This is a genomic window from Arthrobacter sp. FW306-04-A (assembly GCF_044358315.1).
Taxonomy (GTDB): domain Bacteria; phylum Actinomycetota; class Actinomycetes; order Actinomycetales; family Micrococcaceae; genus Arthrobacter.
The window spans coordinates 3,549,884-3,569,146 of record NZ_CP084559.1; the positions used below are offsets into that span (position 1 = coordinate 3,549,884).

22 protein-coding genes and 1 riboswitch are annotated in these 19,263 nt (G+C 61.9%); of the genes, 5 read left to right on the forward strand and 17 right to left on the reverse strand.

Annotated features, from left to right (window positions below; genetic code table 11):
- Positions 1 to 7: 7 nt before the first annotated feature.
- On the reverse strand, positions 8 to 1,381 hold the full coding sequence (locus LFT43_RS16525; protein ID WP_395798570.1) for an LCP family protein: 1,374 nt from the start codon (positions 1,379 to 1,381) through the stop codon (positions 8 to 10).
- A gap of 79 nt (positions 1,382 to 1,460) precedes the next feature.
- Positions 1,461 to 3,098 (reverse strand): NRAMP family divalent metal transporter, encoded by a 1,638-nt coding sequence (locus tag LFT43_RS16530; protein WP_395798572.1) that lies wholly within the window; start codon positions 3,096 to 3,098, stop codon positions 1,461 to 1,463.
- 283 nt (positions 3,099 to 3,381) lie between these two features.
- A riboswitch (M-box (ykoK) riboswitch) is annotated at positions 3,382 to 3,556 on the reverse strand.
- Positions 3,557 to 3,603: 47 nt separating this feature from the next.
- Here LFT43_RS16530 and LFT43_RS16535 point away from each other — a divergent pair.
- The 3 genes from LFT43_RS16535 to LFT43_RS16545 all read left to right on the forward strand — a co-directional run bounded on the left by LFT43_RS16535 (position 3,604) and on the right by LFT43_RS16545 (position 5,035).
- Complete coding sequence (locus LFT43_RS16535) at positions 3,604 to 3,969, forward strand: ArsR/SmtB family transcription factor (RefSeq protein ID WP_395798574.1); 366 nt, start codon at positions 3,604 to 3,606, stop codon at positions 3,967 to 3,969.
- Complete coding sequence (locus tag LFT43_RS16540) at positions 3,966 to 4,433, forward strand: peptidase (protein ID WP_395798576.1); 468 nt, start codon at positions 3,966 to 3,968, stop codon at positions 4,431 to 4,433. Before LFT43_RS16535 ends, LFT43_RS16540 begins: the two co-directional genes overlap by 4 nt.
- A gap of 86 nt (positions 4,434 to 4,519) precedes the next feature.
- Positions 4,520 to 5,035: a DUF2127 domain-containing protein gene (locus tag LFT43_RS16545; RefSeq protein ID WP_395798578.1), complete on the forward strand. Its 516-nt coding sequence runs from the start codon at positions 4,520 to 4,522 to the stop codon at positions 5,033 to 5,035.
- Positions 5,036 to 5,115: 80 nt separating this feature from the next.
- On the opposite strand, the gene LFT43_RS16550 is transcribed toward LFT43_RS16545, so the two are convergent.
- From LFT43_RS16550 to LFT43_RS16600, 11 genes are all read right to left on the reverse strand, one after another.
- Complete coding sequence (locus LFT43_RS16550; protein WP_395798580.1) at positions 5,116 to 6,642, reverse strand: hypothetical protein; 1,527 nt, start codon at positions 6,640 to 6,642, stop codon at positions 5,116 to 5,118.
- A gap of 4 nt (positions 6,643 to 6,646) precedes the next feature.
- Positions 6,647 to 7,147: a GtrA family protein gene (locus LFT43_RS16555; protein ID WP_395798582.1), complete on the reverse strand. Its 501-nt coding sequence runs from the start codon at positions 7,145 to 7,147 to the stop codon at positions 6,647 to 6,649.
- Positions 7,148 to 7,571: 424 nt separating this feature from the next.
- The gene (locus LFT43_RS16560) at positions 7,572 to 8,042 is read right to left on the reverse strand and encodes a hypothetical protein (RefSeq protein WP_395798584.1); all 471 of its coding nucleotides are present in this window, start codon (positions 8,040 to 8,042) and stop codon (positions 7,572 to 7,574) included.
- A 198-nt stretch (positions 8,043 to 8,240) separates the two neighbouring features.
- On the reverse strand, positions 8,241 to 9,020 hold the full coding sequence (locus LFT43_RS16565; protein ID WP_395798586.1) for an enoyl-CoA hydratase/isomerase family protein: 780 nt from the start codon (positions 9,018 to 9,020) through the stop codon (positions 8,241 to 8,243).
- Between the two features lie 11 nt (positions 9,021 to 9,031).
- On the reverse strand, positions 9,032 to 10,267 hold the full coding sequence (paaE, locus tag LFT43_RS16570; RefSeq protein WP_395798588.1) for a 1,2-phenylacetyl-CoA epoxidase subunit PaaE: 1,236 nt from the start codon (positions 10,265 to 10,267) through the stop codon (positions 9,032 to 9,034).
- 10 nt (positions 10,268 to 10,277) lie between these two features.
- Entirely contained in the window at positions 10,278 to 10,817 is a 540-nt protein-coding gene (gene paaD, locus LFT43_RS16575; RefSeq protein WP_395798590.1) for a 1,2-phenylacetyl-CoA epoxidase subunit PaaD, read from the reverse strand.
- 11 nt (positions 10,818 to 10,828) lie between these two features.
- Complete coding sequence (gene paaC, locus LFT43_RS16580) at positions 10,829 to 11,767, reverse strand: 1,2-phenylacetyl-CoA epoxidase subunit PaaC (protein WP_395798592.1); 939 nt, start codon at positions 11,765 to 11,767, stop codon at positions 10,829 to 10,831.
- Positions 11,764 to 12,072: a 1,2-phenylacetyl-CoA epoxidase subunit PaaB gene (paaB, locus tag LFT43_RS16585; protein WP_395798594.1), complete on the reverse strand. Its 309-nt coding sequence runs from the start codon at positions 12,070 to 12,072 to the stop codon at positions 11,764 to 11,766. The genes paaC and paaB overlap by 4 nt, the downstream gene beginning before the upstream one ends.
- Complete coding sequence (gene paaA, locus LFT43_RS16590) at positions 12,069 to 13,064, reverse strand: 1,2-phenylacetyl-CoA epoxidase subunit PaaA (protein ID WP_395798596.1); 996 nt, start codon at positions 13,062 to 13,064, stop codon at positions 12,069 to 12,071. Before paaA ends, paaB begins: the two co-directional genes overlap by 4 nt.
- Positions 13,065 to 13,498: 434 nt before the next feature.
- Positions 13,499 to 13,885, reverse strand: a complete 387-nt coding sequence (locus tag LFT43_RS16595) for a hypothetical protein (RefSeq protein WP_395798598.1) — start codon at positions 13,883 to 13,885, stop codon at positions 13,499 to 13,501.
- A 225-nt stretch (positions 13,886 to 14,110) separates the two neighbouring features.
- A complete protein-coding gene (locus tag LFT43_RS16600; RefSeq protein ID WP_395798600.1) occupies positions 14,111 to 15,256 on the reverse strand; it encodes a sensor histidine kinase in 1,146 nt (381 codons plus the stop codon).
- Positions 15,257 to 15,296: 40 nt separating this feature from the next.
- On the opposite strand from LFT43_RS16600, the gene LFT43_RS16605 reads away from it, so the two are divergent.
- The gene (locus tag LFT43_RS16605) at positions 15,297 to 15,629 is read left to right on the forward strand and encodes a hypothetical protein (protein WP_395798602.1); all 333 of its coding nucleotides are present in this window, start codon (positions 15,297 to 15,299) and stop codon (positions 15,627 to 15,629) included.
- A gap of 381 nt (positions 15,630 to 16,010) precedes the next feature.
- Here the strand turns inward: LFT43_RS16605 and LFT43_RS16610 are convergent, their stop codons facing one another.
- The gene (locus LFT43_RS16610; protein ID WP_395803216.1) at positions 16,011 to 16,205 is read right to left on the reverse strand and encodes a hypothetical protein; all 195 of its coding nucleotides are present in this window, start codon (positions 16,203 to 16,205) and stop codon (positions 16,011 to 16,013) included.
- On the opposite strand from LFT43_RS16610, the gene LFT43_RS16615 reads away from it, so the two are divergent.
- Entirely contained in the window at positions 16,116 to 16,835 is a 720-nt protein-coding gene (locus LFT43_RS16615) for a response regulator transcription factor (RefSeq protein WP_395798604.1), read from the forward strand. The genes LFT43_RS16610 and LFT43_RS16615 overlap by 90 nt on opposite strands.
- A 21-nt stretch (positions 16,836 to 16,856) precedes the next feature.
- Here the strand turns inward: LFT43_RS16615 and LFT43_RS16620 are convergent, their stop codons facing one another.
- The 3 genes from LFT43_RS16620 to LFT43_RS16630 all read right to left on the reverse strand — a co-directional run bounded on the left by LFT43_RS16620 (position 16,857) and on the right by LFT43_RS16630 (position 19,263).
- The gene (locus tag LFT43_RS16620) at positions 16,857 to 17,312 is read right to left on the reverse strand and encodes an Hpt domain-containing protein (RefSeq protein WP_395798606.1); all 456 of its coding nucleotides are present in this window, start codon (positions 17,310 to 17,312) and stop codon (positions 16,857 to 16,859) included.
- Between the two features lie 125 nt (positions 17,313 to 17,437).
- Positions 17,438 to 18,322, reverse strand: a complete 885-nt coding sequence (locus LFT43_RS16625; RefSeq protein ID WP_395798608.1) for a type II secretion system F family protein — start codon at positions 18,320 to 18,322, stop codon at positions 17,438 to 17,440.
- A gap of 8 nt (positions 18,323 to 18,330) precedes the next feature.
- Positions 18,331 to 19,263 carry a type II secretion system F family protein gene (locus tag LFT43_RS16630; RefSeq protein WP_395798610.1) on the reverse strand — a complete coding sequence of 311 codons (933 nt, stop codon included), beginning with the start codon at positions 19,261 to 19,263 and terminating at the stop codon, positions 18,331 to 18,333.

Genomic DNA, 19,263 nt, shown 5'->3' on the forward strand with positions numbered 1-19,263 from the left:
CGTGCGTCTATTTGACGCACGGGATGGCGCCGCCTTGGAGGGCGCCGGTGGAATCCGCGTAGATGTTGCTTGCAGGTACTGACGGGGCGGCTTCTGGTTGGGTTGCGTCTTCCGAAGCGGGTGGGGCTTGGGATGCAGCTGTCCCGGGCGCGGCGGCTGCTGGAGCGGCTGTCGCCGTCGTCGTCGCCGTCGGGGTAGTTGCAGGGGCCGGTGGGGCCGGGCTGAGGAGTTCCTTGACGGCCGCCTGCACTTCGTTGATGTCCACCGTGTTAATGGAGGCGCCCTCAGGGGACCAGCCGAAGCCTGTGATCGGGAGCGTGGTGAAGGAAATGTTGCCGCCCGTCAGGGAGCGTGCTTGCTGGGCCAGCTGGATCAGGTTCAACTCGGAGTCCACCACGATGTTTTTGCTCACGGCGTCCAGGACGCCCTGCATTTTCCCGATGTCGGTGAAAGTTCCGGCGTCTTTGAGCTGGTGGGAGACAGCAGCAATGAATGCTTGTTGGCGGCGCGCCCGGTCCAGATCCGAGAATTGGTAGTTCGGGTCAGTGGTGTCCCGGCGCTGCCGGACGAAGGCCATGGCCTGTTTGGCATCGATCTGCTGCATCCCCGCTTTGAAGTCGGCCCCGGAGAAGGTGTCTTGAGTGGCCCGGTTGACGCACACGGTGATGGGAGCGATGGCCTGGGCCGTCTGGTAGAACGCGGCCATGGTGACCTCAAGGAAGTGGTCAATGTGGACGCTGCCCAAGAACTTCGTCACCGTAGCTATTTCGGCTTTGCGTCCGGCGTCGCGGGCTGCCTGGTAGGTGGCGTCGTCGTCGGGCTTGCCTGCATTAATCAAGGAGGTCTTCTCCGCCGCGAAACCGTAACCGTACGCCTCCTTGATTTTCGCTTTGAACGGACCGCTTCCCGGTATGCCGTCCACCTGGACGTAATCATCCCGGGGAATCGAGATACCCGTCGCCTTGGAACCGTCTGCCGGGATATGGATGAGCATCAGGACGTTGGAGTTGTAGCCGCCGATATTCTCATCCCCCGCGTGCAAGGCGTCATACATCTCCGGAGGAAGAGGCTTGCCCTTCTCGTCAACCCGGGTATCCAATCCCATGACCAGGATGTTCGTGTCCTGGCTCAGCTTCGGCGCCGCTTCTGGCAACGCCTTCATATCCCTGAGGACATCGGACCGGTGGAGGTTGTTGTTGACTGAAACCGCCGTCCCGCCCACATAGGTGAGGGCAGTGGTGGCGGCCAGTACCACGACACCAGCAGCCGAGACCAGGATGATGGATTTGCGCCGAGATTTGCGGCGCATGTGCCGGGGGGCGCCGGGAGTTGCCTCCCTGGCGGATGATCCGCCGAGGAGACGGTGGGACCCATCATTCATGAAGATCTCCTGATCCGTCGGTGTGGCTGGGTTCGCGGCGCGACCAGAGTGTAAGCAGATTGTAGTCGGCCATCTGGGATCAGCCGCCAAGGGCGAGCTGGACCACCCGGACGATGACGAGGATCATCGCGATGAGCAAGTAGGTGCGCAGGACCGTCAGACCGATCCGGTGCCCGGTGGAAAGTTTGGGGGCGGTGAGCAGGGCAATCGGGGGCATGCGCCAGGTCAGCCGCTGTGACCGGTCGACCGTCCCGGGGCTCGGCGCCGCGGGGTGGATTCTCCGGTAGATCAGGAACCCTGCCCCCGCGACCGCGGAGAGAGCTGCGCCTCCGATGAGGATGCCCAGGATAGCGTCTGAGCCCATGTCCGGGAACAACACCCCGGCGGTCAGGACCAGGGAGAGGATCACCAGGACCGCGATCACTGCGGAGGTGAAGATGTTCATGAACCGCCCGTTCACCCAGGGCCCAAGTACCTGCTTGTCATTGCACAGCAGCAGGAGGAACACCGTGGCAGAGGGAAGCAGGACTCCGGCCAGTACCTGGACACCGACCGTGAGCAGGCCCAAAGGGCTGCCCGGGATCAAGACGACGACGGCCGAGAGGAGCAGGACTCCTGCGAACACGGCATAGAAGCCTTTGGCGTCGGAGACTTTCCGGTGCAGGGAGTGCTTGAGCCCCAAGACGTCGCCGAGGGCATAGGAGGTGGAAAGCCCGACGGCGGCGGCCCCGATGATCGAGGCGTCGATCAGGGCCAGGGCAAACAAGATACCGGCAATCTTTCCCACGTGCTGTTCCAGGCCCACAGCGACCCCGCCGGCGTCCGTGAAGTTGCCGAACTCCGGGGTGCCAGCAAACGTCGCCGCGGTGAAGGAAATGATCGCCGCTGCGCCGACGATGACGATGGCGATTCCCAGCCAAAGATCGGCCTTCTCGTACTTCAGGAATCGGGGGGTGATGCGCTTGTCGATGACGTAGGACTGCTGGAAGAACAGCTGCCACGGCGCCACAGTGGTTCCGACGATCCCAATGATCAGCAAAGTCACCGTGGACAGGTCCGCGCCTTTAGGCATGCCGGGCACGACGAAGTCGTGGGCGACTTGTCCGACGTCGGGATGGACCATGAAGATGATCGGCACCAGCAGCAGGGACCCGGCCACCAGGGTCAGGCAGACACGTTCGAAGCGCTTGAAGGAACCGGTGCTCGCGGCGCCCACGATCACCGCGGTGGCCAGGAGGATACCCGGGATCTTAGGGATGCCCAAGTAGTCCAGGCCAAGGCTGATGCCAATGAATTCGGTGACGATGGTCAGTGCATTGAGGATGAACAGGTCAATGACGCTGAACGCGCCCCAGAATTTGCCGAAGCGTTCCAGGATCAGGCGGGCATGTCCCACGCCGGAGACGACCCCCAGGCGCAGCACCATTTCCTGGTTCACATACAGCACAGGTACCAGCAACAGCAGAGTCCAAAGCAGCGACGTTCCGTAGTTCTGTCCGGCCTCGGTGTAGGTGCCGAAAGCGCCGGCATCGTTGTCACCGACCATGACGATCAGCCCTGGTCCGATGATCGCCATCAGGGTCTTCAAGCGTGCTTTGATGCCCGAGCGCGGCTCATTGTCATCGACGCGGATGGTGCCGAAGGCACCTTTGATGTCACCGACATGGGCTGTGTCGAGGGCTGCGGAGGGCGCTGGCAGCGTGTTGATTTCGGTCATGATATACCGGCCTTCTGCCCGGAAACGGGCACAAAAAAGTCGTGGAAAAGCCTCACCGCGCCACATGGCATGGACAGGCGTTGTTGAGTCAAGGGGGCACGTTGTGTGCCGATTGGATCAGGCTCCGGCGTACCGGAGGGAATCAGCGCAAAGCTTCAGGAAGCTGAGTCGGAGTCCGGAAAACGGGACAGGAGACGGGGTTTATGACCATCGTTCATGATGGAACCGTCACCTCCTGCAGCTGTTGGACGCGCCGCGGGGAGGGCAGGCATAGAAGCCCGCACATGCCCCTCCTCGTAAGACCTTTGGCACTTCGCGGCGTGAACCCGGACTGTGTCCAGGAGCCAATCGGGACCACCCCTTAATGCCGGGGCGGCCTGTCCTGACCCGGGGCGTCTCTCGACGTTGGGGGTCGCTGGCATGTTTCCGCGAAGGAGCCTCAGCTAACGAACGGCACCTTGCTTAATATGTATACCTCATTTTATCCGTATGAAACAATATAAGCATGGATGCAGATAACCCGGTGTGTGGCCGGGAGCCGGACAGCCAGTACGTCGAGCTTGCCGTCGAGGTCTTTGCGATGCTCGCAGACGCCACCCGGGTCCGCATCATTCTTGCACTGCGCGACGGCGAATTGTCCGTCAACCAGCTGGCGGAACTGGTCCACAAATCCCAGGCAGCGGTATCCCAGCATCTGGCCAAATTGCGCCTCGGGCGCGTTGTCACCACGAGACAAGCCGGAACCCGCGTGTACTACCGCCTCGCGAACGAGCACGTCCGCCAACTCGTTACCGACGCCATTTTCCAGGCCGAACACTCCCTTGACGGAACTCCCCGCCACCACCACGCCGACATCGTGGACGAGGTGTGAGCCGGCAGCCTGCAATGGTGGGCCTCACCGCCGTAGTGGTTCAGATCCCGGGCCACGGCAGCTTCACCGTGACCGCGGAAGCGGCGATGATGATCAAAGTCTTCGGCGGGACCCTGCATTGTTATCAGGGCTCTGGAGGCTGCCGCAAACAAGGACTCTACTTCTCCCGGACGGAGCCCAAAAAGTACCTCAAGTGCCTCGTCACCGGACCGCCCGGCCAGGAATCCACCACCGGCCAGGACGACGCGCAGGACGTAGCCCTCAGTGTCAGCCGTGACCTCGCGCCGAAGCTGGACGGGGCAGTGCTGCACTTCGGCAACTACAACAAGATGGAACGGTTCGTCTGGTTGTCGATGCCGGCGGTTACAGGACACCCCTGCGTCTGCCGCAGATCCATCGGCGCCCCGGCCGGAAAATGTTCGCCCTGCCTCGATGACTCAGGCGTCGGACTCAGCGATATCTGAATTCATCGGACGCTTTACCGGAATTCTTTCCGCCGGCGCATCCACTGCGTCTTTGAATGTATCTTGAGGTACCGAAGGGAAGTGTCATGAGAACGAACCAACCCGGAACAACACTGCTCGACAGGACATTTCGCGTCAGCCTCATCCTGAAGGGCCTGGACGGTGTTCTTGAGCTGGTGGGCGGCATACTCCTCCTGGTGATTACACCCCAGCAGATCGGCGACCTGGTCCGCTTCCTCACCCAGCACGAGCTAGCCCAGGACCCGAACGACTTCGTGGCGAACACCCTGGTCCACCTGAGCTCCAACCTCTCGGTATCGGCGTCCCTGTTCGGCGCGATCTACCTACTGCTCCACGGAGTGGTCAAAATCGTCCTGGTCTGGGCGGTCCTGAAGGACAAGCTCTGGGCATACCCATGGATGATCGCATTCCTTCTGGTCTTCATCCTCTACCAGAGCTATCGGATCGTGGTGGCCTTCTCCTGGGGCCTTGTCCTCCTAACGGCCTTCGACATTTTCATCGTGTGGATCACCGGGCGGGAGTACCGCCTCCACCGGGCACGAAACCAAGACCCCTCCCCACACGCCAATCAGCAGACATAGCCGCCCACAGGCCAAGGCGCGCTGATCGCGGATATGGGCCACCTGCTCCTTGCAGGACGCGGTGGGAGCCGAAGGGCGGGTCAGCCGATGTCGGTGCAGCCGACCGCGAACCGCGCACAGCGGTAAGTGACAAGGAAGGCGAACCCGTCAAAGGTCGTCTCCGAGTCCGATACGACCGCCCCGGCATACTCGGGCGGCATGGACAGCATGTCGTTCAGCGACTGGACGAGGCCGGTGGTCGGCACGAACCGATGGCCTGCGTCCCAGTACACCGGGAAACCGCCCCTCTGCATTGGACGCACCCACGTGCCGTCTGCCGCTTTGATAGTCCCGGACGATCCCACCTGAACGGCGATTGCGTCCGCGGCTACCGCGTCGGCATAACGCTGCCGGCTGACCTGGCCGTACTGATAGCCGAGCGTTGCTTCCAGCGAGCCGAATACGAACGTGCGCAGCCCGGAGGCTCGTCCGGATTCGCAGCCGAGAGGCGTGCAGGCAGGGAGGCCGTAACCCAGCTTGGTCCACAGCTGCTCTAGGTGATCCGCGGTCTCGGTAGGCGTGCCGCCTTGCAGTCCGAGGGAGATGAGGACTGGGTATTCGTGCTGCGGGTCGCGGTACTTGGTCAGGGTCTGTAGCGCCTGGGTCGTCTGGAGGAACGGATCACCGCGGCCCGCCAGCAGAAACGTGTCCACGCCCAGCAAACAGATCTTGCTGGTGTAGGGGTAGGCGGTGGTGCCTGCAGCCGGAAGGTGATCGCAGTCGGCGTAGACGTTGTCGGGACCGGAAGAGACGAAGGGCAGGTCACCTGGAAGTTGCTGGCCCGCGCCAAAGATCGTGGCGCGCAGGTCCACACCGGGCGCGAAGTCGTTGGCCCGCAGGAACGCCGCGAGCCGGCCCGCGCGCACGCTGTCGCCGCGGAGAACCCCGTAAAGGTAGGCCTCCTGGGTGGCGTGACGGACAGTGTAACGCAGGCTGCGGAGCAGGCTCCGGTCCGCCGTCGGGAAGGAGCGGACCACCGGGGCGGTGCTGCTGCCGGATGAGTACGTCCCGAGTGGCACGTCGTCCAACCACAGCTCGGCGCTGGTTTGTGTATCGGTCATCTGCGGGTCTGACACTGTAACGCTAAACCGCCCGGGTGCGGCGGCCCAGTCCAGCGCCACGGCAATGCGAAGCGCGTCTGGCGTCGACGGAGTGGCGAAGGAGACCGTGAAGGTCTCTGTTGTCGTGTCGCTTGAGCCGGGTGTGATCGAGCTGGCGCCGGAACATTTGGGCAGGCAGTCACCGGCGTGGCCCTGCCCGAGCAACTCCCACCGGTCATAGCCCGGGAAGTAGACCCGTAACGGGAGGCCGTAGTCCTCGCTCTGAACGGCCTGCCCGTCCGGCAGCGGTTTGTACAGCCCATCGAGGTACGCCTGTGCCAAGTCGATGGCGGCGTTCACCTGCTGAAGCGATGGACCTGGCGGTGACGGTTGACTCGCTTCGGCGATACTTCCCGGTACCGAGGAAAGGATGAGGAGCGCTGCCGCGATGAATGCGGCGCGGCTGCGACGGCTCGGCGGCTTGCGGTGACGGCCCGGAGGATTGCGCCGGTCTGCGAGAATCCACATGTCGTCACGACACTGTGGCAGGCGCGGACGGAGCCCGGTGGCTGCCGGCGCCCCGGCGGCGGTACAGCCAGCGATCGCAGACAGTGAACCGGGTCAGCATGAGGATACCCACTGCGGCGCCGGTGGCCAGCAGGTATGATCCACCCAGCATCGGCTGCAGTGTGGCCGCGAGCGGCAGCTGTGCGAGCAACGCCGCGCAGCTGAGAACCCAGAACAGCGGTAGCCGCCGCAGCCAGTGACCGTAGTGCCCTGAGAAGGCCCACCGCTCGGTCAAGGCGAAATTCCAAGCGACCGCCAGTTGGGTGGCGATGATCGCGCTGAGGGCGTCGCCTCCGACGATCAGCGAGCCAAGCCGCCCCATCAGTAGGAGCGCCAGGGCCACCAGGTTGACCACGAGGCCGCTGGCCCCGACCGCCGCGAAACGAGCGAGCCGTCCGAACTGCTCGGATCTCGGCGGAGCCGCTATTGCAGCGGCTTCCCCGTTCTTTTTGGAAAATTTACGCATGATGAGACCCCTTGGCGTTGAAATGCCGAGTAAAGCGAGCCGCATCGCACCGCACCGAGGACCCCGGCGCAACTGGCGACGACGCCCCCCGCGTAGGTCGACCCTACGATTGGCCTAGCCCGCGAGACGCGAGTAACCATTACTCGTCTTATAGGCCAATAGCCACTCACATACTTGGATTTCTCCGCCGATTCCCGGGGTCTCCACTCGCTTAATGGTCCTTCTCAACGAAGGCCCCCGGAGGACTCGTGAAGGAACACACGCAAAAGGCGCCGCCCTCTCCCCGGAGGAGCCGCGCCCAGTCCTCCGGCTGAGGGATGCCAAGGGCATGCCGGCCAAGAAGAGGTCCTTAAACCGCCACGACTTCACCAATACCGGGAGGGCACCAAGCTGGTGAAGTCGTGGACAACTGGATACTCCGCGCTCAGGGGGCCACCTGGAGCTGCGAGTTCCCGACGGTTGACGGGATGGTGAACGGCAGGGTCAGGAAGCTGGTGAGGCCTCCTGTGTAGTGACCGTAAGTGTCCGGCACCGTAATGGTGGTTGGGTAGTCTCCCAAGCCCTTCAGGATGACGCCGTTGATGGTGAGGGTGTGTGTGATGGGGTCGTCTGACCAGGTCACGTCGCCGGAATCGGCCACAGCGCCCTGTCCTGCGTGGCCACAGTCCGAGCCCTTGTAGTCGCCAGTGTGGTTGCTATCAAGTTCCATCCACAGCCAGGCGCCGCCGCCGTCATGGCCGCTGAGGTTGGCAGACAATTCGATCTGATAGATAGCCGTATTGCCATAGGCGGACGCCGGCGCGGCGAATCCGAGGCCGCCAGCCACTAACGCAGCTGAGGCAGAGAATGCAAATGCAGCCTTCCGGCTTACTGCAATTTTTCCGAGAATCTTCATAGCTTGCTCCATCGCCAGTTATTTATACCTTCGGAAGCGCGATTAGCTTCCGTATGGGGCGACGTTCCTGCGAACGCAGCCGAACTCGATTGGGTACGGTCCTGACAATAGGCATTCGGCCGGGCGCAGATAAGAGTGGTGGGCACTCGAAATCGGCCGGAAATATTCGAGTATCGCGGTGATGAACCAACGCAACAGCTATCCCTTGAAGACCGGCGCCCGCTTCTCCTGGAACGCCCGGAAACCCTCGGCGTAGTCCTCGGTCTTGCATAGGCGCGCCTGCTCGTCGTTCTCTTCGGCCATGGCGGCCCACAGGCCCAATCGCTGATCGCGGATATGGGCAACGAGCTCCTTGCTGGCCGTGAACGCGCCGGTTGCTCCGGCCGCCACCCGTTCCACGATGATCCGCGTGGCCTCCAGCAAGGCGTCATCAGGCATGACCCGGCTGAACATGCCCTGCGCCACGGCCTCAGCGCCGCTGATCAGATCCGCGGTGTAAATCAGATCCAGGGTCCGGTGCATGCCCAGGCGTTCCGTGAAGTACCAGTGCCCGCCCGAGTCCAACGTGGCACCCAACTTGGCGAACGGCGAACCGAACTTGGCATTCTCCGCCACATAAACCACATCCGTGGCCAGCAGCAGGCCAAGCCCGACGCCCAGGCACGCACCATGCGCAGCCGCGAAGGTCGGGGTAGGGAAGGCTGCCATCTTCTTAAGCAAAGGCTCCACAAGCCCACCGAGGTAGGCCTTGGCGTCATCGCTCTCCGGGGTCACGCCCGCAATGTCGCGTCCGGCGCAAAAGGCGCGGCCCTCTCCGCGGAGGAGCAGCGCCCGCACCATGCCGCGCGAGGCGGCGGCAGCGGCGTCGTCGTACGCTCTATCCAGGTCCGCGAGCGCTGCCTCGTCAAGGGAATTCAGCTTTTCCGGGGCGTTGAGGACAATTTCGGCGATGCCGTTGGCGATGGAGAGCTCGATCATTCGTTTATTCCTTAGACGTCGAAATCGACCGTGACGGATTCACTAGTGGGGTGGGCCTGGCACGTAAGCACGTAGCCCTTGTCCAACTCATCCTGCTCCAAGGCGTAGTTCTCGTCCATGCTGACCGTCCCGGTGACCAGTTTGGCGCGGCACGTGCCGCACACGCCACCGGCGCACGCGAACGGAACGTCCGGGCGGACGCGCAAAGCCGCGTTGAGGATGGATTCCCGGGCGTGGGTGGGGCTGGCGACATCGCCCGTCAACCCATCCAGCTTGAAGGTGATCTTGAACGTGTCCTTCGACTCGTCCTCCACAACGGGCCGGCCGGCGTTGCCCTCGGGGCGGTCCGGGCGGCCAGTGGTGAACAGCTCAAAGCGGACGTGCTCGGGCTCAACGCCACGGGCAGCCAGGGTGTCGCGGCACAGCTGGACCAGCTCGAACGGCCCGCACAGGAACCATTCGTCCACATCCTCCGCATGGATGGCGGTGCCCAGCAGCTGCTGCAGCTTCTCGGCGTCGATACGTCCCGTCATGAGCGGCGCAATGCGCTGCTCGCGCGACAACACATGGTGTAGCGCCAGCCGCGACGGGTACTTGTCCTTCAAGTCCGCCAACTCCTCGAGGAACATGACGTCCATGGCGGCTTTGTTGGCGTAGATCAGGTCGAAGCGTGTGTCCGGGTTCGCGGCCAGCAGGGTGCGGGCGATCGCGATCACCGGGGTGATACCGGAACCGGCGGCAATGGCCACGAAGGATCCGGCGTCGCCGAACTCACCTGCCATGTTCTGGGGATTGTTCATGGAGTTCATGACATTCTGCTGGACGGTCTTGCCGTCCTTGCCATGCTTGGAAATGAACGCGCCCATAGGGCTCATGACGTCCAGGGTGTCGCCGGCCTTGAGTTCGGCATTCGCCCACGTGGAGAAGATGCCGCCCAGGTCCTTCTTAATGGCCACGCGGATCTCGCTGCTGCCGTCGGCGAAGCTCCGCGGCTCGGCGCAGATGGAGTAGCTGCGGCGGACCTCGTGCGGCTCCCCGCTCTCATCAGGAAGCGTGGTCCGCAGCGCCACGTACTGGCCGGGAAGGTAGTCATACTGGCCGGCGAGCTCAGCCGGAACACCGAACGTCACCTCAATGGCGTCTTCAGTCAGGCGGCGGACTTCCGAAACGCTGAGGGAATGAAAAGACGCACGACGGCGGCCGGTGGCCTGTGCCTGTTCGGCTGCGGTCTGGCGGACAACGGGCATGTCAGATTCCTTACAGGACTTTGAAGTAGTCGAACGGTTCCTTGCAGTCCTGGCAGACGAAAAGCGCCTTGCAGGACGTGGAACCAAAGCGGGTGAGTTCCTTGGTATTGAGTGAAGAACACTGGGGGCATTTCACGGCGAGGCTGAGCCGCACCGGGCCGGAGTGGCCGCCGGCTGCTGCCCTGCCACTTGGAGGTGCGATGCCGTATTCCTGCAGCTTGGCCTTGCCGTGCTCTGTCATCCAGTCCGTGGTCCAGGCCGGAGCAAGGACGAGCTCGACGTAGACGCTCGGATAGCCCTCTTTGTGGAACGCGGTCTTGAGGTCGTCGCGGATGGCGTCCATCGCGGGGCAGCCCGAGTACGTCGGCGTGATGGTGACCTGGACGGCGGGGACCAGCCCGCCGTCGTCGAACAATTGGACGTTGCGGAGGATCCCCAAGTCCTCAATCGTGAGGACGGGAATCTCCGGATCGCAGACCGTGGCTGCGATGCCCCAAGCCTTCTGCTCGGCGGTCTGTTTGGTCTTGGCGCTTGTGTCCTGAACGAACATGTCCACCACGGTCACCAGCTTGCGCCGGGATGTTCGCGGGCAAGCACCTGCATCTCGGCAAGCAGGTAGCCCATGTGTTCGGAATGCTTGCCCTGGCGGCCGCCACCCAAGGCCTGCGGGATCCGTCCGAGGTTGAGGTCCTCTTCCAGCCCGGCCTCGCTCAGGATTCCGCCTGTGAGCTGGTCGAAGTCAGCGCGGAGGCTGGACGGTTGTACGCCTGCTTTGGTTGCCGCGACGCGGGCCGTGAGCTCGTCGTCTTCGAAGAGTTCATCGACGTACGGCCACACGAGCTTGAAGGCCCGGACAATACGACGGCGGGACTCTTCCGTTCCGCCGGCGAGCCGCAGCACCCACTGTGCGCTGTGGTCGCGGTGGTAGTCCACCTCTTTGAGGGCCTTCGCCGCGATGGCCGCGATGGTGGAATCCGTGGAGCCGGTGAGCCGCTTGTAAAGCTCGAACTGGTAGTAGCTCACCACGAACTGCCGGGCGATGGTGACCGCGAAGTCCCCGTTCGGCTGCTCGAACAAGTGAGCGGAACGGAACTCGTGCTCCCGGCGGAAGTACGCAAGATCGTCCTCGGACTTGTCCCACGCCGCACCGGCGTACGTCAGGAAGGAACGGGCGTGGCCCAACTGGTCGAGCGCGATGTTGCCCAGGGCAACGTCTTCTTCGAGCTCCGGCGCACGGGAGATCCAGTGACCCAGGCGCTGGGCCAGGATCAAACCGTCGTCGCCGATGCGCAAAGCGTATTCCGCGACGTCTTTTGTGGGCTTGACTTGTCCCTTGCGGATTTCGAGCGCGATGTCCTCGGGGCGCAGGGCGTTCCCGGGGGTGATGCGCGTGGCGCTGGCGGAACCGTCTCCGGAAGCACCTGCACCCCTGACGCCGACGGAGATGTCGCCGTGGCCCTCGATGGCGAAGTCTGTGTCGTTTTGTTCGGGCGTGCTCACAGGTGCTTCACGCCCTCACTCTTGGTGTAGTACGTCGCGTGGCGGTAGTCCTTGCCCTGGGGAGACTCGAAGAAGGAACCCTTGGAGTCCGGGTCGCTCGAGGAAATGGCCTCGGCAGGAACCACCCAGATGGACACTCCCTCGTTGCGCCGCGTGTACAGGTCACGGGCGTTGCGCAGCGCCATCGCCGCGTCAGGCGCGTGCAAGGAGCCTGCGTGGACATGGGACAGGCCGCGGCTGGAGCGGACGAAGACTTCCCAAAGGGCCCAGGGAGTCTCGTGGGGTTCGTTGGCTGGGTTGCTCATGCTGCGTATTCCTTTTCTGCTTGCTTGCGCGCGTATTCGGCGGCGGCTTCGCGGACCCAAGCGCCGTCGTCGTGCGCTTCGCGGCGGCGCTCAAGCCGCTGCGCGTTGCAGGGACCTTTGCCGGCGAGAACGTCTTTGAACTCGTTCCAGTCCAGCGGTCCGTGTTCCCATTTCTTGGTTTCCTCGTTGAAACGGATGTCCTTGTCCGGGAGCGTGAGGCCCAGGACCCTGACCTGCTCAACCATCATCCCGACGAAGCGGCTGCGGAGTTCATCGTTGCTGAACCGCTTGATGTTCCACGCCATGGACTGCTTGGAGTTGGGCGAATCGTCGTCCGGCGGACCGAACATCATCAACGCAGGCGCATACCAGCGGTTGACCGCGTCCTGGGCCATCTGCTTCTGGGCGGGCGTGCCGTTCGACAGTTCAAGGAGGATCTCGAAACCCTGGCGCTGGTGGAACGACTCTTCCTTGCAGATGCGCACCATTGCGCGTCCGTAGGGGCCGTAAGAAGCACGGCACAGGGGAACCTGGTTGCAGATGGCGGCACCGTCAACCAGCCAGCCGATTGCGCCCATGTCTGCCCAGGAAATCGCGGGGTAGTTGAAGATTGACGAGTAGCGGGCCTTGCCGGCGATCAAGTCGCTGGTCATCTTGTCCCTGCTTTGGCCGAGGGTTTCCGCGGCCGAGTAAAGGTACAGGCCGTGGCCTGCCTCGTCCTGCACCTTGGCCATCAGGATGGCCTTGCGCTTGAGGCTCGGAGCCCTGGTGATCCAGTTGGCTTCCGGCTGCATGCCGATGATCTCCGAGTGCGCGTGCTGCGAGATCTGGCGGAGCAAGGTCTTGCGGTAGGCCTCCGGCATCCAGTCGCGGGGTTCGATGCGCGAGTCCTCGGAGATGATGCGGTCAAAGTACGCCTGACCGGCTTGTTCCCGCTCAAGCTCTTCGGGGGACAGCTCAGCGGGCACAGACTGCAGATTCTGCGATGCCATGGTTGCTCCTAAATATTTACCGACCGTTCGTTCAGAATATGCGGAAGGCGCGAGATGCGTCAAGCGTTCGGGCCCGGCGAGGCGCGCGGGGGCCGCCGTCGGGCCCCAACCAACCGGCCGCCGGCAATCGGCGGACGCCCGCTCACATATATGGCCAAATGCCGGAACGCTCACTCACCTATATGGGCAAAAACCGGGACGCTCGCTCAGCTCATGTGAGCGAACGTCCGCAGGAAACACCCCAAAGGTGAGCGAGCGTCTCACGGGCAGCCCTTCAAAGGCGACAGGACGGCGCAACGGGATTGCCGCCGTCGGGCGCTAACGAACCCGCGGAACGCTCACTCACATATATGGGCAAAAGGCGGAACGCCCGCTCACGTCAAGTGAGCGGGCGTCCGCAGGAAACACCCCAAAGGTGAGCGAGCGTCCGGGGGTCAACCCATCGCCGGGGCCAAAGCAGGTCGCGGTGCCAGTTGCTTCCGCGCCCAGCGGGCCAGCTTCTTGCCTTTGCCTTTCCACCAATTGTCCTCATCCTTGTCGTGGTGCCAGCGGAAGATAATCATCACCATGACAAGGACGCCCATGGCCACATCCATCCAAGACCAGAGAACTGCCTTGGCCAGCACGCTGACGCCCATGACGAGAATCGACGGCACTGCCAGGGTCCTGAAGATGGTGCTGGCCACGTAGCGACGATGCGATCGGGGCACGGACAGGGCACGAACCATGTCGAAGCACAGGCATACCACCACCATTGCCTGGCCCAAGTCCATCAGGATCAGCCCGGGCAGCGACCCCGCGAAGTTGGCAGCGGACTCCATTCCCGCGCTCAACGGACTGCCTCCGTCACGCTGGGAAACGGAACGAACACAACAGGACTGTACGAAACACACATACGGATAACCCCCAGAGACCAGGAACTGCGCTTGAGACCAACTGGGTTCCATTCAATCCGTTGCCTCTAGGGCCGGTCACGAGTAGTGGGTACTCTACTTTCTTCGGGTGGTTACTTGCACGGCGAGCAGCTACCCGGTCCGCAACCTGGGTTAATACAGTGCCGGCGCGTCTGTCTGTAAAGGCTCAGAAGGCGTCCCGGCTGGGATCGCCACCGTAAACGTGCTTCCACTGCCGGGCTTGCTGCTACAGGTGATGCTGCCTCCATGGCGTTCCACGATGGACTTGGTAATGGACAGGCCGAGGCCAACACCCGGAATCGCCGCCTGACGGGCAGCACTTGTGCGGAAAAACCGCGTGAAGATCCGGGCCGCCTCTTCCGGGGTCATCCCCATACCCGTGTCCTGCACGTGAAGCTGGACCCAGCCGTCCTTCAGAGTCGCCCGAATGCTCACAAGGCCACCACCCGGCGAATACTTGATGGCGTTGGAAACCAGGTTGTCCAGGGCCTGCCCCAGCCTCAAGGGATCAGCATCCGCCCATAGGGGCGCCGGAACGTCGGCGACAAGGCCAACATTGGCGGCGCTCGCCTGCGCCTGGGCGGAAACCAAGCTGTTTTCCACCAGCCCCGCCAAATCCGTGCGCCGCAGATGCACGCTCTCCACCGCCGCGGGTGACAAGAGAAGATCCTCCACCAAGGCCCTGAGCCGCTCGGCGTTCCGCTCCGCGACCTCCAAGCCGAGCCTTGTTGCTGGCCGGAGCTCCTGGGAACCGCGGAGCACGAGGTCGAGGTTGCCCAAGATCGAGGTCAAAGGAGATCCGAACTCGTGCGAAACGTTGGCAACCAGCTCGTCCTTGGCCGCAAGGGCATCTACAACATCAGTCACGTCCCTGAAAACGATGACAGCTCCGTCGAACCCGTCATCAATGTGATTTTTCATGCCACGCGCGGCGGTAGAGATAGCCCGCTGTTCGGCGCCGGCGCCGAACCATACGAGGTAATCGGAGAAGGTTTCCCCATTAGCTGCCCTTTGAACGGGGCTCTGTTCCGGGCGAAGCGGAGTTTGCCGGTCCTGGCCGAAAACGAGCTGGTCATGTTTGGCGAGTTCCGGGGCGCCTTCCGTCGGCGCCGCCAACTGCAGGAATGCTTTCTGTTGACCGTTGACCAGAAGGGTTTCGCCGTTTGAATCGACGGCGACAATTCCGACGTCGATCGTGTCCAGAATTGTCTTGAGCAGCGTCTCGCGCTTCCGGCTAGCGGCAAGCAATTGCCGCAAAGCGTGATCCCGACGGTTCACCCGCCGCTCCTGTACGCGGGCATTGGAGCCGGCTAAACGGATGGAGGCTGCCACCACGAACATCATGAGCGGCAAAAGGACCACCGAGGAAAGGTCAGATGCCGTGGGATTTGGCAGGTGCGAAATAACCGGCGGGAGGGCAATGAAGAAAGGGCCTACAAAGCTGAGGATCATGCTCGTCCTGGAAAGCATGCCCGAGGCTGACAGCCAGATCACGGGAAAGATAGCCAATGTGATGAGGCCCGGTATCGCGCTGGCGCCGTTTCGTGTGAAGCACAGGGCGACAAGATCCAAAATGGGGATCGTCAGGCTCAAACTCGGCGGCAGGCGCTCCCAAGGGACCAACAAACAGCCCAGGAACAGGATGCCATGAAGGAGTACCCCGGTAACGAACCAAAAATTCTGGATTAACCCTGGCCAAAAAGTAGGGGCCGCGATGGCCAGGCCCGCGACGATGAGCGTCACCGGCAACTCACAGATGGCCAGCCGGGCCCTGGGTTGGAGTTTTCTGAAGAAACGGGCGGCCTTGCGAAAAAAAGGCTGCTCAATCAAGACAGGACCCTTCCTTGGAGATTGGCGAACCAATTACTGCTCCAGGCGATTCCCGAAGGAAGCGCCCGGAGTCCACTATTCCCCCAAGGAACAACAATACGACGGTCCCGAACCATCAAGATGGAAGTTCGGAGCAGCGCTTAATCCACATATTAGATGCCAGATGCCCTCAATGCTTGTATCGTGAGTATTTGGGTGACATTTACCGCACTGCGCTGGGCTTTGCGGCGATGTGCACCCTCGAGGATGTCCAATGAGCGAGCCTGGGGTAGCTGTAGTCATTGAGGATGACGAAGATGTGCGGAATTTGGTTGACGCCATCCTCAAAGAAGCCGGATTTGTGGTGCACTCTGCCGCCACCGGACGTGAAGGCGTGGAAGTGGTACGTGATCACCATGCCTCCGTGGTAACGCTCGACGTCGGGCTTCCAGATATGGATGGCCACGAGGTCCTCCGGCGAATTCGGCAATTCAGCGACGCATATGTCGTGATGCTGACGGCCAGGCGCGACGAGCCGGACACGTTGACGGCTTTCCTGACCGGTGCGGACGACTACGTCAAAAAGCCGTTCTTGCCGCGTGAATTGAGGGCCCGGGTCACCGCCATGATGCGCAGGCCACGCGCGGAAGGCGGGCTTGCCTTGGCGGAGGAAGATCGCGGCGGTCGTTACGCCGGTTCAGATGGAGCCAACCAAGCGGTGATAAAGCACAACGGCTTGGCGCTGAACTACAAATCACGCACGGTTACCCTTCAAGGTTCAGCCCTGACGTTGACAAGAAGCGAATTCGATCTGCTCCTCGACTTGCTCCGGGCCAAAGGGGAGGTGCGGACGCGCGCTGACCTCGTCAAGGCCGCGCGCGGTGATTACTACGACGACGATGCGTATATCAGCGAATCTGACGAACGTGCTGTTGAGACCCACATCGGGAACCTCCGCCGAAAGCTCCGTGAAGATCCACAATCGCCGCGCTTTTTTCAGACCGTCCGAGGAGTCGGCTATCGGCTCACACCGAAAAGACCGGACTAAGCGCGTTAAGCGGCCCGAACGTCAGTCATTCCGGAGTACGTAGCTGTCCTTTAGTTCCACGACCGTTTGGTGCCCGCACTCTGCAACTTCCTTGAGAAGGGGCCGGGCCTCACGCAATTCACTTTTTCGAATGCGTTCCTCCAGTTGCGCTGCAAGTACCGCGAGGCGAACACCGCCGACCATGATGGAAGAGGTCCGGAGGCTTAGGACCGCGTTCAGGGCTGCGGCCGCGTCACCGCGCTCGACGGCGGTTGCGAGGATTTCGTATCGCTTTCCCCAGAGTTTTGCGAAGTCGCCCGCAAACGTGCGTGCGATCAGCGGATTGTCCACTTGGTCTTCCAGGAGTTGGAATTCTGCCAGATCCAGTATGGGATGTTCGATAAGCGGGACTGCGGGCAGCCCGTAGGAGTCGTCGGCCGAGCCCGTATGGCTCGGATCTGAATCCTCGTTGACCTCGCTGAAACCTGAACTGAACATAGCCCAATGCTACTTTCTGAATTCGGGAAAAACCGAACTTTGGCTTATCTTAAGGAAATCTTAGGCCTTTCTTGATTTGACTCCTTTTCATCGAGTGCACTAATTCAGCGAATGCGTTATTCCGTTCAGCCACCGCTGAAGGCGGCTATGGCGTTGATAACAGCCGGACCCAGGATGGCGATGAACAGGACCGGGAAGATGAAGAACAGAAGAGGGAACAGAATCATCACTGGAAGCTTCATCGCCTTCTCCTCCGCACGTTGGCGGCGTTTCACCCGCATGACCTTCGCTTGCACCCTCAAGACCCGGCTGATGGCAATGCCGTATGTGTCCGCCTGGATCACGGCCTGCACGAAGCTTCGGAGTTCAGGAACGTTAGTGCGTTCAGCCAGTGCCAGATAGGACTCGCGGCGGCTCCGTCCAACCTGCATGTCCTGCAGCGTCCGCACCAACTCCTCAGCCAAAGGTCCCTTCCCATTTTCTCCGGCGCGGGCCATTGCTCCTTCAAAACCGAGGCCCGCTTCGACGGATATCAGCATTTGGTCCATGGTATTTGCGAGTTCCAATTGCATGGCTTTTTGACGCTCTTGTCCTTTGCTGTACAGCATCAGATCCGGGATAAAGTAACCAAGCAAAACAACAAATATCCCCACGAGCTTGATGATCCCGCTCGAACTGTTGGCACTGATGAACAAACCAAGAAGTGCTCCGCACAATCCGAGTAGGGGCTTAGCTGCGAGGACGCGTCCCAAAGGGAGCGACGGCGGACGGCCGGCCAACGAGAGCAGCCTATCCAGCTTCTGGACGTAGCTTCCAGGGGTCAGGCGGTAGCCAATGAGCTCAAGTGCACCGCCCCGACTCGGCGGACCGACCTCGGCAATGTTGTCGCCCCTCGTCAACAGCACCCGGACGGCACGTTGGGCCTTTCGGTCAACCGACAGGAATGACCAAGCGAGGTAGGCGATAGGCAGGGGAACTAGCAGCAAGGACAGAAGGAGAGAGGGATTCACGCGTCACCTCAAAACTTCAAGTCGATGATCTTGCGCATCCAGAGACCGCCAATGGTCATCATGATGGCTGACCCCGCCAACATTCCCCAACCGAGTGGATTGGTGAACATCACGTTCATGTAGCCGGGATTGACAACCATGAGCATGGTCACGATGCCGAAGGGAAGCGCCATCAGGATATATCCGGAAAACTTACCCTCCGCTGCCAAGGATTTGATGTGTCCCTTGATCTCGCTGCGTTCGCGTATGGTCTCATTGACCTGGTCGAGTACCTCAGCAAGGTTTCCACCCACCTCACGGTTGATCTGGATGGCTTGGGCTATCCACACAAAGTCCTCACTCCTCATTCGCTCCGCTGCATCGTTAAGCGAGGCTTCGAGATCGCGGCCCAGGCTTGTTTCTGTAATGACCCGGCGCATTTCCTCGGCCGTAGGGCTGGCCGATTCATTGGCCGCAGCGTCGATGGCACGAAGTATGCTGTGCCCGGCCCGCAAGCCGCCGGACAGTAGTTGGAGGGTGTCACCGAGCTGAGCATCGAATTTCCCGCGCCTTTTGCCGGCCAGGGAACCGAGGACGAGGCGCGCCACGAAGGGTGCCGGGATAAAGAAGAGAAAAGCCACCAAGGGACCGCCGATAATGAGCCCGATCAAGGCACCCACGAATGCCCCGGCAATCACGAGAATGAAGAATTCCGCTTGGCTCATTCTCAGTCCGGCATTCTCCAGTTCTTCACGGTTGAAGAGCCGGATGTTGCGCCTGGTCAGGACCCCATGGACTACGTCGGCGGCAGAACCTGCAAAGCGCGTCAGTTGGGAGCCTGAGCCTCCTTGGTAGGGCCGTCTCCGATCCAGCGGAACTTCCGGGGTTTTCGGCAAGATCACGGCCACCCCGAAGAGCAGGATGGCTGCAAGCATCAAGGCCGTTCCGATCAAGAGGATCAT